The sequence below is a fragment of the Pseudomonas sp. P5_A2_2 genome, assembly GCF_054177685.1.
On sequence record NZ_JBGCUL010000006.1, the window covers coordinates 32,755 to 52,367 of the forward strand.

Consider the following 19,613-nt stretch of genomic DNA (forward strand, 5'->3'; position numbering starts at 1 on the left):
TTGCGCGATGGCCGGAAATTATACGCTTGCTGCTGGCAAAGGAATGGCAGTGACTCGCCAGTCATCGCCAACCGCACGAATTTCGGTGATTTTGAGTTCCGGCGCATCCTTCATTTGCGCGAGCGGCCAGTCCAGCAGCGGCCGCGCCGAGGAACCCAAAAACTTGCCGGCGATGAAAATCTGGAACTCGTCCACCAAACCGAGTTGGGCAAAGGCACCTGCCAGACGCGGGCCGGCCTCGACCAACACTTCGTTGACGCCACGGGCGGCGAGCTCGACCAGCAGCTGACGCAGGTCGACCTGACCATCGTAGCCGGGCACGATCAGGCATTCCGGACCGTTGGCATACTGCTCTTCCACCGCCACGCAGGTGGCGACCAGCGCCGGACCAGCCTTGAAGAACGGTGCATCCAGCGGCACCCGCAGGCGACCGTCGACCAGCACCCGCAGCGGTGGACGGCTCATGGCCAAGGCCGTTTGCTCGGCGTCCAAACCCAGCTCATCGGCGCGCACGGTCAAACGAGCGTTGTCCGCCAGCACCGTATCGGCACCGGTCAGCACCACGCTGGCCTGGGCACGCAGGCGTTGTACTGCCGAACGTGCGGCCGGACCGGTAATCCATTGGCTTTCGCCGCTTTCCATTGCCGTGCGACCGTCGAGGCTCATCGCCAATTTGACCCGCACGAACGGTAAGCCATGTTCCATGCGTTTCAGGAAACCTTGATTGAGTTTTCGCGCTTCACCCTCCAGCACACCACTTTCGGTGGCAATACCGGCCTGAGCCAGACGCTCCAGACCACGACCGGCGACTTCCGGGTTCGGGTCCTGCATCGCCGCGACCACCCGCGCCACACCGGCATTCACCAGCGCATCGGCACACGGCGGCGTACGGCCGTGATGGCTGCACGGTTCAAGCGTGACATAGGCAGTAGCGCCACGGGCCAACTCACCGGCCGCGCGCAGGGCGTGGACTTCGGCATGGGGTTCACCGGCGCGCTCGTGCCAGCCTTCGCCGACAATCTGCCCTCCTTGCACGATCACGCAGCCGACCCGTGGATTGGGGTGCGTCGTGTAATGGCCCTTGCGCGCCAGTTCCAGGGCACGGGCCATGTAGTGGGCATCGAGGATGGCAAGTTCTGCGGGCGTGTTCATTCTTTCACCGGTTCACGGGCCAGGCGATCGATCTCTTCGCGGAACTCGTTGAGGTCCTGGAAGCGGCGATATACCGAAGCGAAGCGGATGTAGGCGACTTCGTCGAGTTTCTGCAACTCGGCCATCACCAGTTCGCCGACCACGAGGGATTTGACCTCCCGTTCGCCGGTGGCACGCAGTTTGTGTTTGATGTGCACCAACGACGATTCGAGGCGCTCGACGCTCACCGGGCGCTTTTCCAGCGCACGCTGCATGCCGGCGCGGAGTTTTTCTTCATCGAACGGCTGGCGACTGCCGTCGGTTTTAATCAGGCGCGGCAACACCAGTTCAGCCGTCTCGAACGTCGTGAAACGCTCGCCGCAGGCCAGGCATTCACGCCGGCGGCGCACCTGTTCGCCCTCGGCGACCAGACGCGAGTCGATGACCTTGGTGTCGTTGGCACCGCAGAAGGGACAGTGCATGGTGGCAGGCAACAAAAAAAGGGAGGGCCATGGTAGCGCATCCCGGTGGCAAGACAAGCCATAGGGTTTGCGGTATACAGACGGGATGATCACTTGATCCATGGAATTCAGCTTTATGGAGCCACCAATGTCGTTACGTCCGCTCATTTTGCTCAGTGTTTTCAGCCTGCTGGTGGCTTGCGGCAGCGACGCACCCAAGCCCCAGCCGCCAACGCCTGGCCCGGCGCCGCAGCAAGCGCAGAAGAAAGCCCGGGAGGCCGCCGAACTTGGCCCGCTACCCGCGTATCAGCGTGAATTGAGCGGCACCTTGCAAGGTGTGCCGGCCGGCGCCGAAGTCGAGCTGGCGCTGTTGGTGATCGACGATAAAGACCGTCCGCAGCAATTGCTCGCCAGTTCCAGCCTGATCGGCAACAACCAGGTGTTGCCGTTTCACCTGCGCTTCAACCCGGATGCCTTTCCGGTCGGCGCCCGCGTTGAACTGCGAGGCCGCGCCAGCCAGTCCGGGCAGTTGATCCTGCACTTGCCGTCGCAGCTGATTACCCAGCCGACCACCCAGGCCTTGGGCCAACTGCAATTCGTCAAAGCCCCATGAGTGCACCGCTCGACCTGCAAATGGCCTTGGGGGATCTGCTCGGTGACGCGCGATTGGTGGACTGTGATTTACCCGGAACCGATTTGAAACTGTGGCTGATCGACGGCGACAACATGGACCGCGCTTTCAGCCCGGAAGAAACCCGGCGCATTCTGCATGAGCCGCCGTACTGGAGTTTCTGCTGGGCCAGCGGCCTCGCCGTAGCCCGTTATCTGGCCGCAAACCCGCATTGGGTCGAAGGCAAGCGGGTACTGGATTTCGGTGCCGGTTCCGGGGTGGCAGGGATTGCCGCGGCCAAGGCCGGAGCGCTCGAAGTATTGGCCTGCGACCTCGACCCGCTGGCGATTGCCGCGTGCCGGGCCAATGCCGAGCTCAATGACGTGCAGCTCAATTACTCCACGGATTTTTTCGCCGAGGCCGATCGCTTCGATCTGATCCTGGTGGCGGATGTGCTGTACGACCGGGCGAACCTGCCACTGCTCGACCAGTTCCTCAGTCGCGGCCGAGAAGCGCTGGTGGCGGATTCCCGAGTGCGGGACTTTCGCCATCCGTTGTACCGGCGCATAGAGATGCTGGAGGCGATGACCCTGCCGGACCTGGCCGAGCCCCGCGAGTTTCGGCATGTGAGCCTCTACCACGCGCAGCGTTAGCCAAGAGCTTCGCGAGCAGGCTCACTCCTACAGGGATTGGTGTGAACCACAAATCTTGTGGCCGACTTCAATCCCTGTGGGAGCGAGCTTGCTCGCGATGACGGTTTGTCAGGCAACAGAAGACTAGCGGCCAACAGCTTCCGGCCGCCCCCCACCAAGCCGTATAGTTGCCCCATTCACGCTTCCAAGAGATTGCCCATGAGTCAGGAAACGCCGTACATCTTCGACGCCACGACTGCCGATTTCGACCAGTCGGTGATCGAGAACTCTTTCCACAAGCCGGTGCTGGTGGATTTCTGGGCCGAATGGTGCGCGCCCTGCAAAGTGCTGATGCCGATGTTGCAGAGCATTACCGAGAGTTATCAGGGTGAATTGCTGCTGGCCAAGGTCAACTGTGACATCGAGCAAGACATCGTCGCCCGCTTCGGCATCCGCAGCCTGCCGACCGTGGTGCTGTTCAAGGACGGCCAGCCTGTCGACGGCTTTGCCGGTGCGCAGCCGGAATCCGCCATCCGCGCCCTGCTCGAACCCCATGTGCAAATGCCGCCACCGGCCGCCGCCGATCCGTTCGAACAGGCCCAGGCACTATTCGATGACAGCCGCTTTGCCGATGCCGAAGCCCAGCTCAAAGTACTGCTGGGTGAAGACAACACCAACGCCAAGGCACTGATCCTGTACGCCCGCTGCCTGACCGAGCGCGGTGAACTGGGCGAAGCGCAAACCGTGCTGGATGCGGTCAAGAGCGACGAGCACAAGGCTGCGCTGGCCGGCGCCAAGGCACAGATCAAGTTTCTCGGTTTGGCCAAGGACTTGCCGGATGCCGCCGACCTGAAGGCCCGACTGGCGAAAGACCCGCTGGACGATGAGGCGGTCTATCAACTGGCGATCCAGCAACTGGCCCGTCAGCAGTACGACGCCGCGCTGGACGCATTGCTCAAGTTGTTCATCCGCAACCGCAGCTACAGCGAAGGCTTGCCGCACAAGACCTTGCTGCAGGTGTTCGAGTTGCTGGGCAACGATCATCCGTTGGTGAGCACCTACCGCCGCAAGTTGTTCGCCGCGCTGTACTGATCACGACCTTGTAGGAGCGAGCTTGCTCGCTCCTACAACAACCAGCGGTAGAGCGGCGTATCTCCGCCGCTCTCCACCTTCACATCCGGACTGTGGCGCAGGCGCACCAGCAGGCGCTTGCCCGCCGCCGCACTGCCGGTCAACCCTTCCAACTGATCGAGCAAATCCGGTCCGCTGAGCTGCCCGGCCTTGCGCAGCAAATCCCTGGCGATCTGCCACAGCGCATCATCCTGATTCAGAGGTTTGGCCGCTGGCGCGCTGACGGTGGATTTTTCCACCTGCAACTGCGCTCCTAGTCGCGCCCAGTCCGCGTCGTCCATCTCCAGGGTCAAATCCACCGGCCAGTCGCCGATGCTTCCGCGAATTCGCAACATAGGTCTGCTCCCGCACTTTTCTTCCCGGCATGCTCCCATGGGACTTGTGCAACGCCAAGCAGGCAGTCAAACTCTCCGCACATACGTTATAAGATTACATAACATTTTCTTCATTTTACTTTTCGGAGACTCGCCATGCGTCGTCTGCTTCTCGCCCTGCCGTTTGCCATATTGCCGCTGGCTATCGCCCATGCTGCGGACGAACACGATCATGAGCATGGCAGCCTGGGTGCCCACGAACATGGCGTTGGACGCCTGAACGCCGGGCTGGACGGGCAGACCCTGGAGCTGGAGCTGGAAAGCCCGGCCATGAACCTGGTGGGTTTCGAGCACGTCGCCACCAGCGATGCAGACAAGGCCAAAGTCGCCGCCGCCCGCGCCCGGCTTGAACAGCCACTGGCCTTGTTCAACCTGCCAAAAGCCGCCGGTTGCGTGGTGGAAAACCAGGAACTGGAAAGCCCGCTGTTCGGCGACCAGCCCGATGCTGACAATGATCACGATGAAGACGCCAAGGACGAAGACGGCCACGAACATCACCATGATCACAGCGAAATCCACGCTCATTATCAGCTCACCTGCGCCACGCCGGCGGCCCTGAAGACGCTGGACCTGGCGAATATCTTCACCAGTTTCCCGGCCACCCGGACAATTCAGGTACAACTGATCGGCCCGAGCGGGCAGCAGGGGGTTGATGTGACGGCCAAGGCTGCCAGCCTTAAATTCTGAATTCACTGAAGACCCCCTGTAGGAGCGAGCCTGCTCGCGATGGTGTGCCAGTCGACATCAACATGGCTGACACTCCTTCGCGAGCAGGCTCGCTCCTACAGGAGTTCACCACCAACCAGACCGGTTTCACATGACCCAAGCACTCATCGAACTGTCCGACCTGGGCTTCAGCTGGCCCGGTCACCCGCCACTGCTGGACATCCCGGCGTTTCGCCTGGAGCGCGGGGAAACCCTGTTCCTCAAAGGCCCCAGCGGCAGCGGCAAGACCACCCTGCTCGGCCTGCTCGGCGGCGTGCAAAAGCCTGATCGCGGCAGCATCCGCCTGCTCGGCCAGGAACTGACGCAACTCTCGGCCGGCGCCCGTGACCACTTTCGCGTCGATCACACCGGCTACATCTTTCAGCAGTTCAACCTGCTGCCGTTTCTGTCGGTGCGTGAAAACGTCGAACTTCCCTGCCACTTCTCCAGACTGCGCGCCGAACGGGCGAAACAACGTCACGGCAGCGTCGACAAAGCCGCCGCCACGCTGCTCGCCCACCTGGGTTTGAAAGATGAAAACATCCTCGGTCGCCGCGCCGACTCGCTGTCCATCGGCCAGCAGCAACGGGTCGCCGCCGCCCGCGCGCTGATCGGTCAACCGGAATTGGTGATCGCCGACGAGCCGACCTCGGCCCTCGATTACGACGCCCGCGAGAACTTCATTCGCCTGTTGTTCGCCGAATGCCGCGAAGCCGGCTCGAGCCTGTTGTTTGTCAGCCACGACCAGAGCCTGGCGCCGCTGTTCGATCACAACCTGTCGCTGGCCGAACTCAATCGCGCCGCTACCCCGTCCGAGGTCTGAGATGTATCTGTTTCGTCTAGCCATGGCCAGCCTGGTTAATCGCCGCTTCACCGCGATCCTCACCGCGTTCGCCATCGCCTTGTCGGTGTGCCTGTTGCTGGCGGTGGAGCGTGTGCGCACCGAAGCCAAGGCCAGTTTCGCCAGCACCATCAGCGGCACCGACCTGATCGTCGGCGCCCGCTCCGGCTCGGTGAACCTGTTGCTGTACTCGGTGTTCCGCATCGGCAATGCCACCAACAACATTCGTTGGGATAGCTTCGAACACTTCGCCAGCAACCCAAAAGTGAAGTGGGCAATCCCGATGTCCCTCGGTGACTCCCATCGTGGCTACCGAGTGATGGGCACCACGGAAGCCTACTTCGAGCATTACCAGTACGGACGCCAGCAACACCTGGAACTGACCGATGGCCGGGCGTTTGCAACCGACCCGTTCGAAGTGGTGCTCGGTGCCGAAGTGGCCCAGGCACTGCACTACAAACTGGGCGATAAACTGGTGCTGGCCCACGGCGTGGCGGCGATCAGCCTGGTCAAGCACGACGACAAGCCGTTCACCGTGGTCGGCATTCTCAAACGCACCGGCACACCGGTGGACCGCACACTGCACATCAGCCTCGGCGGCATGGAAGCGATTCACATCGACTGGCATAACGGCGTGCCGGCCCGGGGCGAGGGTCGCATCACCGCCGATCAGGCGCGCAACATGGACCTCACGCCGCAAGCGATCACCGCGTTCATGCTCGGTCTCAACAACAAGATTTCGACCTTTGCCCTGCAACGGGAAATCAACGAATTCCGTGGTGAGCCGATGCTGGCGATCCTGCCGGGCGTGGCGTTGCAAGAGCTGTGGAGTCTGATGGGCACTGCGGAAAAAGCCTTGTTCGTGGTCTCGCTGTTTGTGGTGCTGACCGGATTGATCGGCATGCTCACGGCCATTCTCACCAGCCTCAACGAACGCCGCCGGGAAATGGCGATCCTGCGCTCGGTGGGTGCTCGGCCATGGCATATCGCGACGTTGTTGGTGCTCGAAGCCTTTGCCCTGGCGTTGTCGGGCGTGATCGCCGGCGTAGCGTTGCTGTATGTGTGTATCGCGGCGGCCCAGGGTTATGTGCAAGCCAACTACGGCCTGTTCCTGCCGCTGTCCTGGCCGAGCGAGTATGAATGGACGCTGCTCGGTGGCATCCAGATCGCCGCGCTGCTGATGGGCAGCGTGCCGGCCTGGCGCGCCTATCGCCAATCCCTGGCCGATGGCCTGTCGATCCGTTTATGAGGACGTTGAAAATGCCCCGCGCTGTACTTGCGCTATTGATGCTGGTCGCCCTGCCCCTGTGGGCGGCCCAGCCAAAAGACCTGACCTGGTCGGAGATGATCCCGCCCGACGCGCCGAAAGAAGTGCCGAACATGACGCCGCTGCACGATCTGTCGCAGATGAGCAGCATGCTCTCGGCAGAGTCGGCGCCAGCAGCCAAACAGGACATGCCCAACGCACCGGTGGTCAAGGCCCTCGATGGCCAGAACATTCGCCTGCCGGGTTACATCGTGCCGCTGGAAGTGAGCGAGGAAGGACGCACCACGGATTTCCTGCTGGTGCCGTATTTTGGCGCCTGCATCCATGTGCCGCCACCGCCGTCGAACCAGATCGTGCACGTCAAAAGCGAAGTCGGCGTGAAACTCGACGAGTTGTATCAGCCGTACTGGATCGAAGGCGCGTTGCAGGTCAAGGCGTCCAGCAGTGAGCTGGCGGATGCGGGGTATCAGATGGAGGCGGACAAGATTTACTTGTATGAACTGCCGGAGTGAAAACCAGCCAGCCTGAAGTTGCAGGGTTGCCCTGCAACATGGAACCTCCCGCCTGGCTAGTGATTATCTGAAAGGTATTGGGCACACTGACGGTCTGTTTATTTACAACCCAACCTGACTGAGAGGACTGATCATGGTTCTGCGCTCGGAAATCCTGGTGAACAAAAACGTGCTCCCGACTAAAGAACAAGCTCTGCCCGGCCGCGAAACCGCGATGACCCTGCCTGAAAAGCACTTTGTGTTTAAAGACACCCCCTTGCTTGGCCCATTCTTCGAAGATGTCGACTTCGCGATCTTCGGCCTCGGCTGCTTCTGGGGCGCGGAACGTCGCTTCTGGCAGCGTGAAGGCGTGGTCAGCACCGTGGTCGGCTACGCCGGCGGTTTCACGCCGAACCCGACCTACGAAGAAGTCTGCTCGGGCCTGACCGGCCACGCCGAAGTGGTGCTGGTGGTGTATGACAAGGCCAGGGTCAGCTACGAAGAACTGCTGGCGATGTTCTGGGAACTGCACAACCCGACGCAGGGCATGCGCCAGGGCAATGACATCGGCACCCAGTACCGTTCGGTGATCTACGCCACTAGCCAGGAACAACTGGACGCGGCGCTCAAGAGCAAGGAAATCTACCAGGCCGAGCTGACCAAGGCCGGTCTCGGTGAAATCAGCACTGAAATCGACCAGGCCCCAACCGTCTACTTTGCCGAGGCTTATCACCAGCAGTACCTGGCGAAAAATCCGGAAGGCTATTGCGGGATTGGCGGTACCGGCGTGTGCATGCCACCGAGCCTGGCGGGCAACTAACCCTGAACGGTGGCGAGGGAGCTTGCTCCCTCGCCACCGTTTGTTGATTGCTGATCAACTCTCGGCAATCAACCAATCCATCCGCCACCCACCCTGGGTCTGCCCCAGCTTCTGGGACAACCACGGCAGCAACTCACGCAACTCTTCCTCCAGCCCCCACGGCGGATTGGCAATCGCCAGCCCTGAACCGTTCAAACTGTTCGGCGTATCCAGCGGATGCACCAGCAACTCCACCCGCAACAACTTCGGCGCACCGGTACCAGCCAGATCCTGATAGAAACGACGCAGCGCACGCTGATCCTTCACCGGGTACCAGATCGCCGCCACGGTCTGACGCATCCGGCCAATCGCTTCCTTCAACGACGCGGCACAACGCTGCATTTCGTCGAGCTTCTCGAACGGCGGATCGATCAACATCACCGCACGCTTTTCCGGCACCGGCAGCAAGGCCCGGGGCACATGCCAGCCTTCGCCCAGGTGTACCTTGACCCGGCGATCACCGGCCATGTTGTCCTTGAGCAGCACGCCGTCTTCCGGGTGTTTCTCGTTAAGCAACACACGGTCCTGCGGGCGAGTCAGGCGTCGCGCCAACTCCGGCGACCCCGGGTAATAGCGCAACTGGCCATCCGGGTTCATCTCGTGCAGCACCTGCATGTAATCGGCGGTCAGGATCGGCAGATCCGGCTGATCCCACAAACGCGCAATGCCTTCCAGGTACTCACCGGTACGGTTGGCCTGATCGCCTTGAAGGTCATACAGACCGATGCCGGCGTGGGTGTCGAGATAGGCAAACGGCTGCTCCTTGCGCGACATCAGGGCGATGAGGCGGGTCAAGGTCAGGTGTTTGAACACATCGGCGTGATTGCCGGCATGGAAGGCGTGACGATAATTCATGGCTGCTCCTGCGAAGGCCGGGGAGTTTACCTTTTACCGGCCGGCAAGTCAGGACCTGGCGGCCGAGCGGACACTCCGAGCATTCATAGCGGCAACAAACATGCACAATCACTCGACAAATTCAGAAACGCCTCACAACAGGAAGATTCCCGAACCTGCAAACCGGCGTGATAGCGTTCTTTGTCGAAAAAAGCAAAGGACGCACCAATGACCATTCGCTACGCAAAGATTGCAATGACCCTGGCGCTCGCCGCATTCGCCTTCATGACCGTGTTCAACAACATCACCGACTACGGTTCCAACTTCAACTTCGTCCGGCACGTGCTGAGCATGGACACCACCTTCCCTGACAACGCCGCCCGGTATCGCGCAATTGATCTGCCTTGGGTGTGGCATGGGGCCTACTGGCTGATCATCCTTGGCGAAGCCATTACCTGCGGACTTCTTGGCTACGGCGCACTACAGCTCTKGCGTTCACGGTCAGCCGGTGGGCATGAATTCAGACAGGCCAGGAAGTGGGCCGTAGCGGGTTTGACGACTGGGTTTTTCGTGTGGTTTTTCGGCTTCATGGTTGTTGGAGGCGAGTGGTTTCTGATGTGGCAATCCGACATCTGGAATGGCCAGGACGCAGCCTTCAGGTTCTACATGGCAATACTGGGCGTGCTGATCTTTCTGAATCAGCCCGATGCCGATCTTGACTGATCCCCAATAAAAGACGGCCCGCATCCATCGGATGCGGGCCGTCTTCTTCAATCAGGAAGCTAAAAGCCTCGCTGAAAGCCTCATCTGTTCAGCATGAAGCCCGGGATCTCTTGATCTTGTGGCGACGCCTACGCCGCAGCGGTAGGCCGCCCCCGCAACCGCCGCCCAACCACATCCAGCACATCACAGCCATCGCGCAACGTAATAGCGCAGAGCAAGGCGAAATCGCTGAGGATGAACGACTCACACTCGATCGAACCGCGCATCGACAGGTTCTCAAGCACTTGGGTAACTGCGCGGATTCTGTAGTTGGCGGCGTCGGTGAGGATGTCGAGTGGCGCGTGGGTGTCGACGAATAGGGTGGGCATGTCGGAGCAGTTGCTGGTCAATGMCATGAAGCGGTTGTCGGGATGGGGGGTTGGTTTTTCGTAGGGTGGATCGGGATGTATTGATTTCATTTTTAACGCTCTAAGGAAGAAATGGACCTGCCATTAGCCTTCCTACGGGCCAGGGTGGCAGCTATGCACGGGGTAGGAATATCGAGACCCTTAGAGCAAAACTCGACCACGCCGAAGCGTGCCCGCGCATAGCCACCGCAACTGATCTTACGGCCGCATGCAAACGGCCGCAAACCAAGCAGTGACGCCAAAGTAGCTCTAACGGTCTTGAGAGGTTCCTACACCCCACCACTGAATTGTCAGTGACCGCCAAAGACTAACGACGGAACTCACATCGCACCAGTTCATGAAAACCGCTAGGGTTTGAAGGAAACGTCCTAGGACCTCACCCGAAAAAGCTGTAACAGCTACAATTTATCAAATTAATTTGAGGCTGAATGKCGCAAAGGGAGAACCTTATCGACCGACTTACGATGCGCTTGTCAATTGCCAACTGTTAGCTGCCTGGTTATTTCCGAAAAAAAGAATATAGAAATCAAGTACAAAATCCAACCAGCGTGAAAGCTGTACCTTATTACCTTTTTATAAGTATGATCGCTAGAATGCCGATGACAATTGGAAATAATTAACGACAAAAAGCTTATTGAAAACACCGGCATCAGCACTCCAAGCCCTGAAAACTCTACCAGAAATGGTTGACCGCGAGCGCCTCCAGGCAATAGGAGATATTGATAATATATTGCATAAATTGAAAGCGTTATAAAAATCAACGAAGCCCCACCAAGTAGAACTTTCAACCGGAGTGGTGCTTCCTTCAAAATATTAAAGTTTCCCATCTCGTACTTTTTTAATCGACATGAAAGACAGCACTCACCTTCTATTAGCGACAAGCCGTCTCTATCCAGCACTCCACATTTCTTGCATTTCTTGCATTTCTTTACTCTAGACTTCATTTATGCACGATCCACCTGTTCAAGCCGGGCAAGTCATTGAAGGACAGCGTTAATCCGTAAGTCGTCCTCCAAGCCCAAGTAGCGGGTAGGGGGATGGAGTGAAAAATGGGCACACCAACCAAGTTTGGGGCCCATTATCTTGAGTTACTTGAGTATCCCTGACTTTCCTATTGCGACAAGCAATACCATTGCAACCACAAGCCAAATAAAACCCCATTGCAACATTACAAGTTGTCGTTTAAGTGGGATGGGGAAGCTGTCTATGTCCTCGGCATTGGCTAGACCTCGTTTAAGGAAGAACCCTGGAAATGCAAGAATGCTAGAAATGCTTCCTACCAACTTTAACCTTCCATAGAGGCTTGTACGTCTATATATTCCGAAAGTCAGTAGAGACGAACTATTTTTGAAGTGCGACAACATCAAGTCACCTTTCGCATAGCTCAGATACAAGGCTATTCCAATGCAGATGAATTGGCAGATAATTACCACGCCACCCAAACCGCCAATGATTAGTTTAGCTGTAGTCACTTCACCGCCTCGTAAATTTGCTCTCCAACCATTTCGCCGAGTGCGCCACCAAATTCTCCTCCTGCATAAGAACTAATTCCAACGACCAAAATGCTACATGCCAATGGCGCAACTCCGGCAGTAGGTACAGTTAATGCCACACAGAGTCCACCCACTAAGGGAGCAGTCAAACCGCCAGTCAATGCGCCGCCCCCAATCCCGCCAGCAAAGCTCCCTGCCTCAGTGAATTTAACTCGCTTGCAGGCCTCGGCATTGCCCGCCGTGCACACATCCTGAACCTTCATGGCCGAGGCCCCTCCACCAATGGCCGTGCCAACCCAGCCCCCGTACTGGAGGTACTTGGAGGCTTTGGCCACCCCCTCAAGATGAGTCGCATACCCCGGTATCTGCCCCACGCCACCGGCTTCGGTCCAGCGGTGAACCAGACTGGGAGGCGAGAGGAACAGCGCCCGATTCAAGTTGGGGTGGTCCGGGAAACCGATGCCTTTGCGCGTCAGGCTGGTCAGGTGGCTATCGAGTTGTGCCAGCAGCTTTTGCCGTTCTGCCACGAATGTCGGCGAGCTCAGGTGGCCATCGCGCAGAAATGACTGTTGATGCAACGCTTCGATTTTTTTCAGGGTGTCGCTGACGTTATCCAGATTGTTTTTGAAAATACTCGCGCCGACACCTATTGCGCCCGAGCCATAGGTCAGAAAGGTCTGGATGACATCACGGTGCTGCACCATGAAATCCGCCTCTTCCGGGCTGAGCGTTGCAAGTACCTGGTTGGTCTTGGCTGCCACGTCCATGAGCAGGGCTTCTTCACGGGTGCATTGGTAGTTATTGGGGTCGCTCAGCACGATCATCGAGCCGGCTTTAATGTCGCCCGGGTCGGGATTGAGCAACTTGAATTTGCCCATCACCGCCGGGTCGCGCAGGGTGAACAGCGAGGCCTCGAGTTGTTCGCGGGTGGTGCTCTTCGGGACGATGAAAAAGCCTGGCTCTACCGCCTCCGTGCCGTTGTCACGCACCGGCATGGGAGGGGTTGGCGCAGGCGCGAAGCTGGTTGATCGCGACGTTACTGGAGCGCTGGTAGCGGCGGGCGCAACCTGCGCAGTGGCGGTTCGCGTGGCGTGAGGTGCAGCACTGCGCTCGGACTGGTAGCCCGCCGTGTCCTGCGATGGGATCAGCCCGGCTTTGCAAGGACAACTACTGAAACTATCCAGCGATCCCGCTACCATCCTGCCATTGCTTGTGAAGTAGGAAACACCGCCAGCGATCACGTAAATTTTATTGTCTTTGCCGCAGGAAACCGGGTCACCGTCGCGCGCATGGGCGAAGCCAAACATCATGATATGAGTATCGCACTCCAGAACTTTGCCACCGCAAGTGGTCTCGTCACCTTCGCGAATGAAGTACCCCTTGGCCATTGCTGTTCTCCCTTTCTACGGCGCCTCAGTTATGAGAGCGCACCACTGACTCGCGATGAGCTGGCTAACGCAAAGTACGTGGACAGAGAGGAAACTCAAGATGGCCGAGAAAATCAGGAAATGTCTTACGACCAGCACTGAAAAGGACCACGGATATTGGAGGGCCAATGCCTGTTTTCGGAGCTGGCTTGCAAAAAAAACGGCCCGCACCATATAGCTGCGAGCCGTTCTTTTATCAGGGACGGGAAGAGTTCAACCCATCACTTATCACTTGTTCAAACGATAATCACTCTCTGCAGCCGCAAAACGCTGGAACATGCCAGCAGTCGGCGTGCCCATTTTGCTGACGAAGTAGATCGCCAGGCTGGCGAAGATGAAGCCTGGGATGATTTCGTACAGGCCCAGCAGCTCGTAGTGTTTCCAGACGATCACGGTGATCGCGCCGACCAGGATACCGGCCAGTGCGCCGTTGCGGGTCATGTCTTTCCAGATCACGGAGATCAGTACGACCGGACCGAATGCGGCACCGAAACCGGCCCAGGCGTAGCTCACCAGACCCAGTACACGGTTTTCCGGGTTGGCCGCCAGCGCGATAGCAATCAGGGCAACCAACAGCACCATGGCACGGCCGACCCAGACCAGTTCAACCTGGGAAGCGGATTTACGCAGGAAGGTTTTGTAGAAGTCTTCGGTCAGGGCGCTCGAGCACACCAGCAACTGGCAGCTCAGGGTGCTCATCACCGCAGCCAGAATGGCCGACAACAGGATACCGGCGATCCATGGGTTGAAGAGGATCTTGGCCAGTTCGATGAACACACGCTCGTGGTTTTCACTCACTGGCATGGCCACGGCCGGGTTGGCCGAGAAGTAGGCGATACCGAAGAAGCCGACTGCCACGGTGCCGCCCAGGCACAGGATCATCCAGGTCATGGAAATGCGACGGGCCTTGGCGATCGATTTAACCGAATCGGCAGCCATGAAACGCGCCAGGATGTGCGGCTGGCCGAAGTAGCCCAGACCCCAGCCCATCAGCGAGATGATGCCGATGAAAGTGGTGCCCTTGAGCATGTCGAAGTTGCCTGGATCTTGCGCTTCGATGGCCAGGAAGGTGGTGTCGACGCCGCCAGTGGCCAGCAGCACGATAACCGGTGTCAGGATCAACGCGAAGATCATCAGGGTGGCTTGTACGGTATCGGTCCAGCTCACGGCCAGGAATCCGCCGACAAAGGTGTAGGCAATCGTCGCCGCAGCACCGGCCCACAGCGCCGTCTCGTAGGACATGCCGAAGGTGCTTTCGAACAGACGGGCGCCAGCCACGATGCCGGAAGCGCAGTAGATGGTGAAGAACACCAGGATCACGACCGCGGAGATGATCCGCAGCAGGCCGCTCTTGTCTTCGAAGCGACTGGAGAAGTAGTCCGGCAGGGTCAGTGCATCGCCGTTGTGCTCGGTCTGCACACGCAGACGGCCGGCGACGAACAGCCAGTTCAGGTAGGCGCCGACGATCAGGCCAATGGCGATCCAGCTTTCGGAAAGACCGGACATGTAGATCGCGCCGGGCAAGCCCATCAACAACCAGCCACTCATGTCGGAGGCGCCGGCGGACAGTGCGGTCACGACGCTGCCCAGGCTACGGCCGCCCAGGATGTAATCGGAAAGGTTGTTGGTGGAGCGATAGGCCATCAAGCCGATCAGCACCATTGCTGCGATGTAGATCACGAACGTGATCAAGGTTGGATTGCTTACGCTCATTAAGTTACGCCCTGGCTTTGTTTTTATGTAGCGGCGGCTGGTGAACCGCTCGCAAACGCATAGGTTTGACAGACGATCCGGATTCCCGCGCATTTATGACTGATGTTTCCCCAGGAAAGCCATCAGCCGGAGCACCCGGCTTTTGTCCGGGTTGCACCTTGGGCGCGAATGCTATTCAACAAAGCAAATAAGGTGCAACCAGTTTCTTGGGAATAAGTTGCACCTAGTCGGAAATAAACGTTAAAAAACGTTTTTTGCTCCTTTTCGGAGCAAAAACGAGTGTTAACTCGCTGGAAAAGCACCAGGCAAATGCAGCACAGCCGTACGAGAATTTATTTCCTGACGAGCTGCGTAATATTCCGACAAAAAAAGGGTTGCACCCGGTTGCACCTCAACAGCTGCACGGCTAATCTTGCCGCCAGCTGATGCCACGCAGTCGTGGCAAACATGAGGATAAAAACATGGCTACCACCACCCTTGGGGTCAAACTTGACGACCCGACCCGCGAACGCCTCAAGGCCGCCGCGACCTCGATTGATCGCACGCCGCACTGGCTGATCAAGCAGGCAATCTTCAATTACCTGGAAAAACTCGAGGGTGGTGCAACCCTGACCGAGCTGAGCGGTTTGACCAAGGATTCCGACGACAGCGTCGACGCGCCTCTGGATCACGCCCACCAGTGCTTCCTTGAATTCGCCGAAAGCATCCTGCCGCAATCGGTACTGCGCGCCTCGATCACCGCCGCCTACCGTCGCCCTGAGCCGGAAGTGGTGCCGATGCTGATCGAGCAGGCGCGTCTGCCGGCACCGATGGCCGAAGCCACCAACAAACTCGCTGCCTCGATTGCGGAAAAACTGCGCAACCAGAAGAGCGCCGGCGGCCGTGCCGGCATCGTCCAGGGCCTGCTACAGGAGTTCTCCCTGTCGTCCCAGGAAGGCGTGGCGCTGATGTGCCTGGCCGAAGCGCTGCTGCGCATCCCGGACAAAGGCACCCGCGACGCCCTGATCCGCGACAAGATCAGCACCGGCAACTGGCAGCCGCACCTGGGCAACAGCCCGTCGTTGTTCGTCAACGCCGCCACCTGGGGCTTGCTGCTGACCGGCAAGCTGGTGTCCACGCACAACGAAGCCGGCCTGACATCGTCCCTGAGCCGCATCATCGGCAAGAGCGGCGAGCCGATGATCCGCAAGGGCGTCGACATGGCCATGCGCCTGATGGGCGAGCAGTTCGTGACCGGCGAAACCATCGCCGAAGCCCTGGCCAACGCGAGCAAGTTCGAAGCCAAGGGCTTCCGTTATTCCTACGACATGCTGGGTGAAGCCGCACTCACCGAGCACGACGCGCAGAAGTACCTGGCCTCGTACGAACAAGCCATCCACTCGATCGGCAAAGCCTCCCACGGTCGCGGGATTTATGAAGGCCCGGGCATTTCGATCAAGCTGTCGGCCCTGCACCCACGCTACAGCCGCGCCCAGTACGAGCGCGTGATGGACGAGCTGTACCCGCGCCTGCTGTCGCTGACCCTGCTGGCCAAGCACTACGACATCGGCCTGAACATCGATGCCGAAGAAGCCGACCGCCTCGAGCTGTCGCTGGATCTGCTCGAACGCCTGTGCTTCGAGCCGCAACTGACTGGCTGGAACGGCATCGGTTTCGTGATCCAGGCTTATCAGAAGCGTTGCCCGTACGTGATCGACTACGTGATCGACCTGGCTCGTCGCAGCCGTCATCGCCTGATGATCCGCCTGGTGAAAGGGGCGTACTGGGACAGCGAAATCAAGCGCGCCCAGGTCGAAGGCCTGGAAGGCTACCCGGTGTACACCCGCAAGGTGTACACCGACGTGTCCTACATCGCTTGCGCCCGCAAACTGCTGTCGGTGCCGGAAGTCATCTACCCGCAGTTCGCCACGCACAACGCCCACACCCTGTCGGCCATTTATCACATCGCTGGTCAGAACTATTACCCGGGCCAGTACGAGTTCCAGTGCCTGCACGGCATGGGTGAACCGCTGTACGAACAAGTTGTAGGCAAAGTTTCCGAAGGCAAGCTGAACCGTCCGTGCCGCGTGTACGCACCGGTCGGAACCCACGAAACACTGCTGGCCTACCTTGTGCGTCGCCTGCTGGAAAACGGCGCGAACACCTCGTTCGTCAACCGTATCGCCGACCAGTCGATCTCCATCCAGGAACTGGTGGCCGATCCGGTAGCCAGCATCGAGCAGATGGCGACCGTGGAAGGTGGTTTCGGCCTGCCGCACCCGCGCATTCCGCTGCCGCGTGACCTGTATGGCTCCGAACGCGCCAACTCCAGCGGCATCGACATGGCCAACGAACATCGTCTGGCGTCGCTGTCTTGCGCCCTGCTGGCTACCGCGCACAACCACTGGAAAGCGGCGCCGATGCTCGGTTGCGCTTCCAGCAACGAAGCTCCAACCCCTGTGCTGAACCCGTCCGATCTGCGTGACGTGGTCGGCCATGTACAGGAAGCGACCGTCGAAGACGTCGACAACGCCATCCAGTGCGCCCTGAACGCTGCACCGATCTGGCAGGCCACGCCGCCCGCCGAACGCGCTGCGATCCTGGAACGCGCCGCCGATCTGATGGAAGCCGAGATCCAGCCGCTGATGGGCCTGCTGGCCCGCGAAGCTGGCAAGACCTTCGCCAACGCCATCGCCGAAGTGCGTGAAGCCGTGGACTTCCTGCGTTATTACGCAGTGCAGGCACGCAACGATTTCACCAATGACGCTCACCGTCCGTTGGGTCCAGTGGTGTGCATCAGCCCGTGGAACTTCCCGCTGGCGATCTTCAGTGGTCAAGTGGCTGCCGCACTGGCTGCCGGTAACCCGGTATTGGCCAAGCCTGCGGAACAGACTCCGCTGGTCGCCGCTCAAGCCGTGCGCCTGCTGCTCGAAGCAGGGATTCCGCAAGGCGTGCTGCAATTGCTGCCGGGTCGCGGTGAAACCGTCGGTGCCGGCCTGGTCGGCGACGAACGCGTCAAAGGCGTGATGTTCACCGGCTCCACCGAAGTCGCGCGCTTGCTGCAACGCAACATCGCCGGCCGCCTGGACAGTCAGGGCCGTCCGATCCCGCTGATCGCCGAAACCGGTGGCCAGAACGCAATGATCGTCGACTCCTCGGCACTGACCGAACAGGTTGTGATCGACGTGGTTTCGTCGGCCTTCGACAGCGCCGGCCAGCGCTGCTCGGCCCTGCGCGTCCTGTGCTTGCAGGAAGACTCCGCCGACCGCGTCATCGAAATGCTCAAAGGTGCCATGGCCGAAAGCCGTCTCGGCAACCCTGAGCGCCTGTCCGTGGACATCGGCCCGGTGATCGACGCCGAAGCCAAGGCGGGTATCGAGAAGCACATCCAGGCCATGCGCGACAAAGGTCGCAGCGTGTACCAGGTGGCCATCGCCGATGCCGAAGAAGTCAAACGCGGCACCTTCGTGATGCCGACGCTGATCGAACTGGAAAGCTTCGACGAGTTGCAGCGGGAGATCTTCGGCCCGGTGCTGCACGTGGTTCGCTACAAGCGCAAAGACATCGATCAACTGATCGGCCAGATCAACGCTTCGGGTTACGGCCTGACGCTGGGCGTTCACACCCGCATCGACGAGACCATCGCCAAGGTGATCGACAACGTCAACGCCGGTAACGTCTACGTCAACCGCAACATCGTTGGTGCAGTAGTAGGCGTGCAGCCGTTCGGCGGCGAAGGCCTGTCGGGCACCGGCCCGAAAGCCGGCGGCCCGCTGTACCTGTACCGTCTGTTGTCGACCCGCCCTGCGGATGCGATCGAACAATCCTTCGCTCGTGGCGATGCTGCCGCAGCACCGGACGTTCGTCTGCGCGACGCCATGAGCAAACCGCTGACCGCCCTGAAAGCCTGGGCCGACAGCCACAAGTTCGCCGACCTGAGCACCCTGTGCGTGCAGTTCGCCGCACAATCGCAAAGCGGCATCACCCGCGTTCTGGCTGGCCCGACCGGCGAGCGCAACAGCTACGCGATCCTGCCACGTGAGCACGTGTTGTGCCTGGCGGAAGTCGAAGGCGACTTGCTGACTCAACTGGCGGCAGTACTGGCTGTCGGTGGTTCGGCGGTCTGGCCGGAAGCTGAACTGACCAAGGCATTGTTCGCACGTCTGCCGAAGGATATTCAGGCGCGCATCAAGCTGGTTTCCGACTGGAACAAGGACGAAGTGGTGATTGATGCGGTTGTGCATCACGGCCATTCCGACCAGTTGCGTGCGGTGTGCCAGCAGGTTGCCAAGCGTGCCGGCGCCATCGTCGGTGTGCAGGGTCTGTCGCAAGGCGAAACCAATATTGCGCTGGAGCGTTTGGTGATCGAGCGGGCATTGAGTGTTAACACTGCGGCGGCGGGTGGTAATGCCAGTTTGATGACCATCGGCTAAACCCGATACGCCAGGCAGCTGCAATGGCTGCCTGGCAATCAAATCCCTGTAGGAGTGAGCCTGCTCGCGATAGCGGTCTGTCGGTCACATCTGTTTCGGATG

At 59.6% G+C, this 19,613-nt stretch carries 17 protein-coding genes; 10 read left to right on the top strand and 7 right to left on the bottom strand.

What is annotated here, in order from left to right; all coding sequences use genetic code 11:
- Nucleotides 1-18 precede the first annotated feature (18 nt).
- Nucleotides 19-1,152, bottom strand: a complete 1,134-nt coding sequence (gene ribD, locus ACXRVY_RS01940; protein WP_223457672.1) for a bifunctional diaminohydroxyphosphoribosylaminopyrimidine deaminase/5-amino-6-(5-phosphoribosylamino)uracil reductase RibD — start codon at nucleotides 1,150-1,152, stop codon at nucleotides 19-21.
- The gene (gene nrdR / locus ACXRVY_RS01945) at nucleotides 1,149-1,613 is read right to left on the bottom strand and encodes a transcriptional regulator NrdR (RefSeq protein ID WP_003228656.1); all 465 of its coding nucleotides are present in this window, start codon (nucleotides 1,611-1,613) and stop codon (nucleotides 1,149-1,151) included. Before nrdR ends, ribD begins: the two co-directional genes overlap by 4 nt.
- Before the next feature lie 127 nt (nucleotides 1,614-1,740).
- On the opposite strand from nrdR, the gene ACXRVY_RS01950 reads away from it, so the two are divergent.
- The 3 genes from ACXRVY_RS01950 to trxA all read left to right on the top strand — a co-directional run bounded on the left by ACXRVY_RS01950 (nucleotide 1,741) and on the right by trxA (nucleotide 3,926).
- Nucleotides 1,741-2,205: a YbaY family lipoprotein gene (locus tag ACXRVY_RS01950; protein ID WP_108216297.1), complete on the top strand. Its 465-nt coding sequence runs from the start codon at nucleotides 1,741-1,743 to the stop codon at nucleotides 2,203-2,205.
- On the top strand, nucleotides 2,202-2,855 hold the full coding sequence (locus ACXRVY_RS01955; protein WP_223457674.1) for a class I SAM-dependent methyltransferase: 654 nt from the start codon (nucleotides 2,202-2,204) through the stop codon (nucleotides 2,853-2,855). Before ACXRVY_RS01950 ends, ACXRVY_RS01955 begins: the two co-directional genes overlap by 4 nt.
- A 198-nt stretch (nucleotides 2,856-3,053) precedes the next feature.
- On the top strand, nucleotides 3,054-3,926 hold the full coding sequence (gene trxA / locus ACXRVY_RS01960) for a thioredoxin (RefSeq protein ID WP_223457676.1): 873 nt from the start codon (nucleotides 3,054-3,056) through the stop codon (nucleotides 3,924-3,926).
- Between the two features lie 32 nt (nucleotides 3,927-3,958).
- Here the strand turns inward: trxA and ACXRVY_RS01965 are convergent, their stop codons facing one another.
- Nucleotides 3,959-4,300 carry a hypothetical protein gene (locus tag ACXRVY_RS01965; protein WP_223457677.1) on the bottom strand — a complete coding sequence of 114 codons (342 nt, stop codon included), beginning with the start codon at nucleotides 4,298-4,300 and terminating at the stop codon, nucleotides 3,959-3,961.
- Between the two features lie 135 nt (nucleotides 4,301-4,435).
- On the opposite strand from ACXRVY_RS01965, the gene ACXRVY_RS01970 reads away from it, so the two are divergent.
- The 5 genes from ACXRVY_RS01970 to msrA all read left to right on the top strand — a co-directional run bounded on the left by ACXRVY_RS01970 (nucleotide 4,436) and on the right by msrA (nucleotide 8,463).
- The gene (locus tag ACXRVY_RS01970; RefSeq protein WP_223457678.1) at nucleotides 4,436-5,026 is read left to right on the top strand and encodes a DUF2796 domain-containing protein; all 591 of its coding nucleotides are present in this window, start codon (nucleotides 4,436-4,438) and stop codon (nucleotides 5,024-5,026) included.
- A 130-nt stretch (nucleotides 5,027-5,156) separates the two neighbouring features.
- A complete protein-coding gene (locus ACXRVY_RS01975) occupies nucleotides 5,157-5,867 on the top strand; it encodes an ABC transporter ATP-binding protein (protein ID WP_223457679.1) in 711 nt (236 codons plus the stop codon).
- A 1-nt stretch (nucleotide 5,868) separates the two neighbouring features.
- Entirely contained in the window at nucleotides 5,869-7,134 is a 1,266-nt protein-coding gene (locus tag ACXRVY_RS01980; protein ID WP_223457680.1) for an ABC transporter permease, read from the top strand.
- Nucleotides 7,135-7,145: 11 nt separating this feature from the next.
- On the top strand, nucleotides 7,146-7,664 hold the full coding sequence (locus ACXRVY_RS01985) for a DUF3299 domain-containing protein (protein WP_223457681.1): 519 nt from the start codon (nucleotides 7,146-7,148) through the stop codon (nucleotides 7,662-7,664).
- Nucleotides 7,665-7,797: 133 nt separating this feature from the next.
- Nucleotides 7,798-8,463 (top strand): peptide-methionine (S)-S-oxide reductase MsrA, encoded by a 666-nt coding sequence (gene msrA / locus ACXRVY_RS01990; protein WP_223457682.1) that lies wholly within the window; start codon nucleotides 7,798-7,800, stop codon nucleotides 8,461-8,463.
- Nucleotides 8,464-8,517: 54 nt separating this feature from the next.
- On the opposite strand, the gene ACXRVY_RS01995 is transcribed toward msrA, so the two are convergent.
- Nucleotides 8,518-9,357, bottom strand: coding sequence for a 23S rRNA (adenine(2030)-N(6))-methyltransferase RlmJ (locus tag ACXRVY_RS01995; RefSeq protein WP_223457684.1), 840 nt, complete (start codon nucleotides 9,355-9,357; stop codon nucleotides 8,518-8,520).
- A 207-nt stretch (nucleotides 9,358-9,564) separates the two neighbouring features.
- Here ACXRVY_RS01995 and ACXRVY_RS02000 point away from each other — a divergent pair, with 207 nt between their 5' ends.
- Entirely contained in the window at nucleotides 9,565-10,059 is a 495-nt protein-coding gene (locus ACXRVY_RS02000) for a DUF2165 family protein (protein ID WP_458236984.1), read from the top strand.
- 128 nt (nucleotides 10,060-10,187) lie between these two features.
- On the opposite strand, the gene ACXRVY_RS02005 is transcribed toward ACXRVY_RS02000, so the two are convergent.
- The 3 genes from ACXRVY_RS02005 to putP form a co-directional block, all read right to left on the bottom strand.
- Entirely contained in the window at nucleotides 10,188-10,517 is a 330-nt protein-coding gene (locus ACXRVY_RS02005; RefSeq protein WP_458236985.1) for a hypothetical protein, read from the bottom strand.
- 1,417 nt (nucleotides 10,518-11,934) lie between these two features.
- Nucleotides 11,935-13,347 (bottom strand): PAAR domain-containing protein, encoded by a 1,413-nt coding sequence (locus ACXRVY_RS02010; protein ID WP_223457689.1) that lies wholly within the window; start codon nucleotides 13,345-13,347, stop codon nucleotides 11,935-11,937.
- Between the two features lie 267 nt (nucleotides 13,348-13,614).
- Entirely contained in the window at nucleotides 13,615-15,099 is a 1,485-nt protein-coding gene (putP, locus tag ACXRVY_RS02015) for a sodium/proline symporter PutP (protein ID WP_223457691.1), read from the bottom strand.
- A gap of 461 nt (nucleotides 15,100-15,560) precedes the next feature.
- Here putP and putA point away from each other — a divergent pair, with 461 nt between their 5' ends.
- The gene (gene putA, locus ACXRVY_RS02020) at nucleotides 15,561-19,511 is read left to right on the top strand and encodes a trifunctional transcriptional regulator/proline dehydrogenase/L-glutamate gamma-semialdehyde dehydrogenase (RefSeq protein ID WP_223457693.1); all 3,951 of its coding nucleotides are present in this window, start codon (nucleotides 15,561-15,563) and stop codon (nucleotides 19,509-19,511) included.
- Nucleotides 19,512-19,613 lie beyond the last annotated feature (102 nt).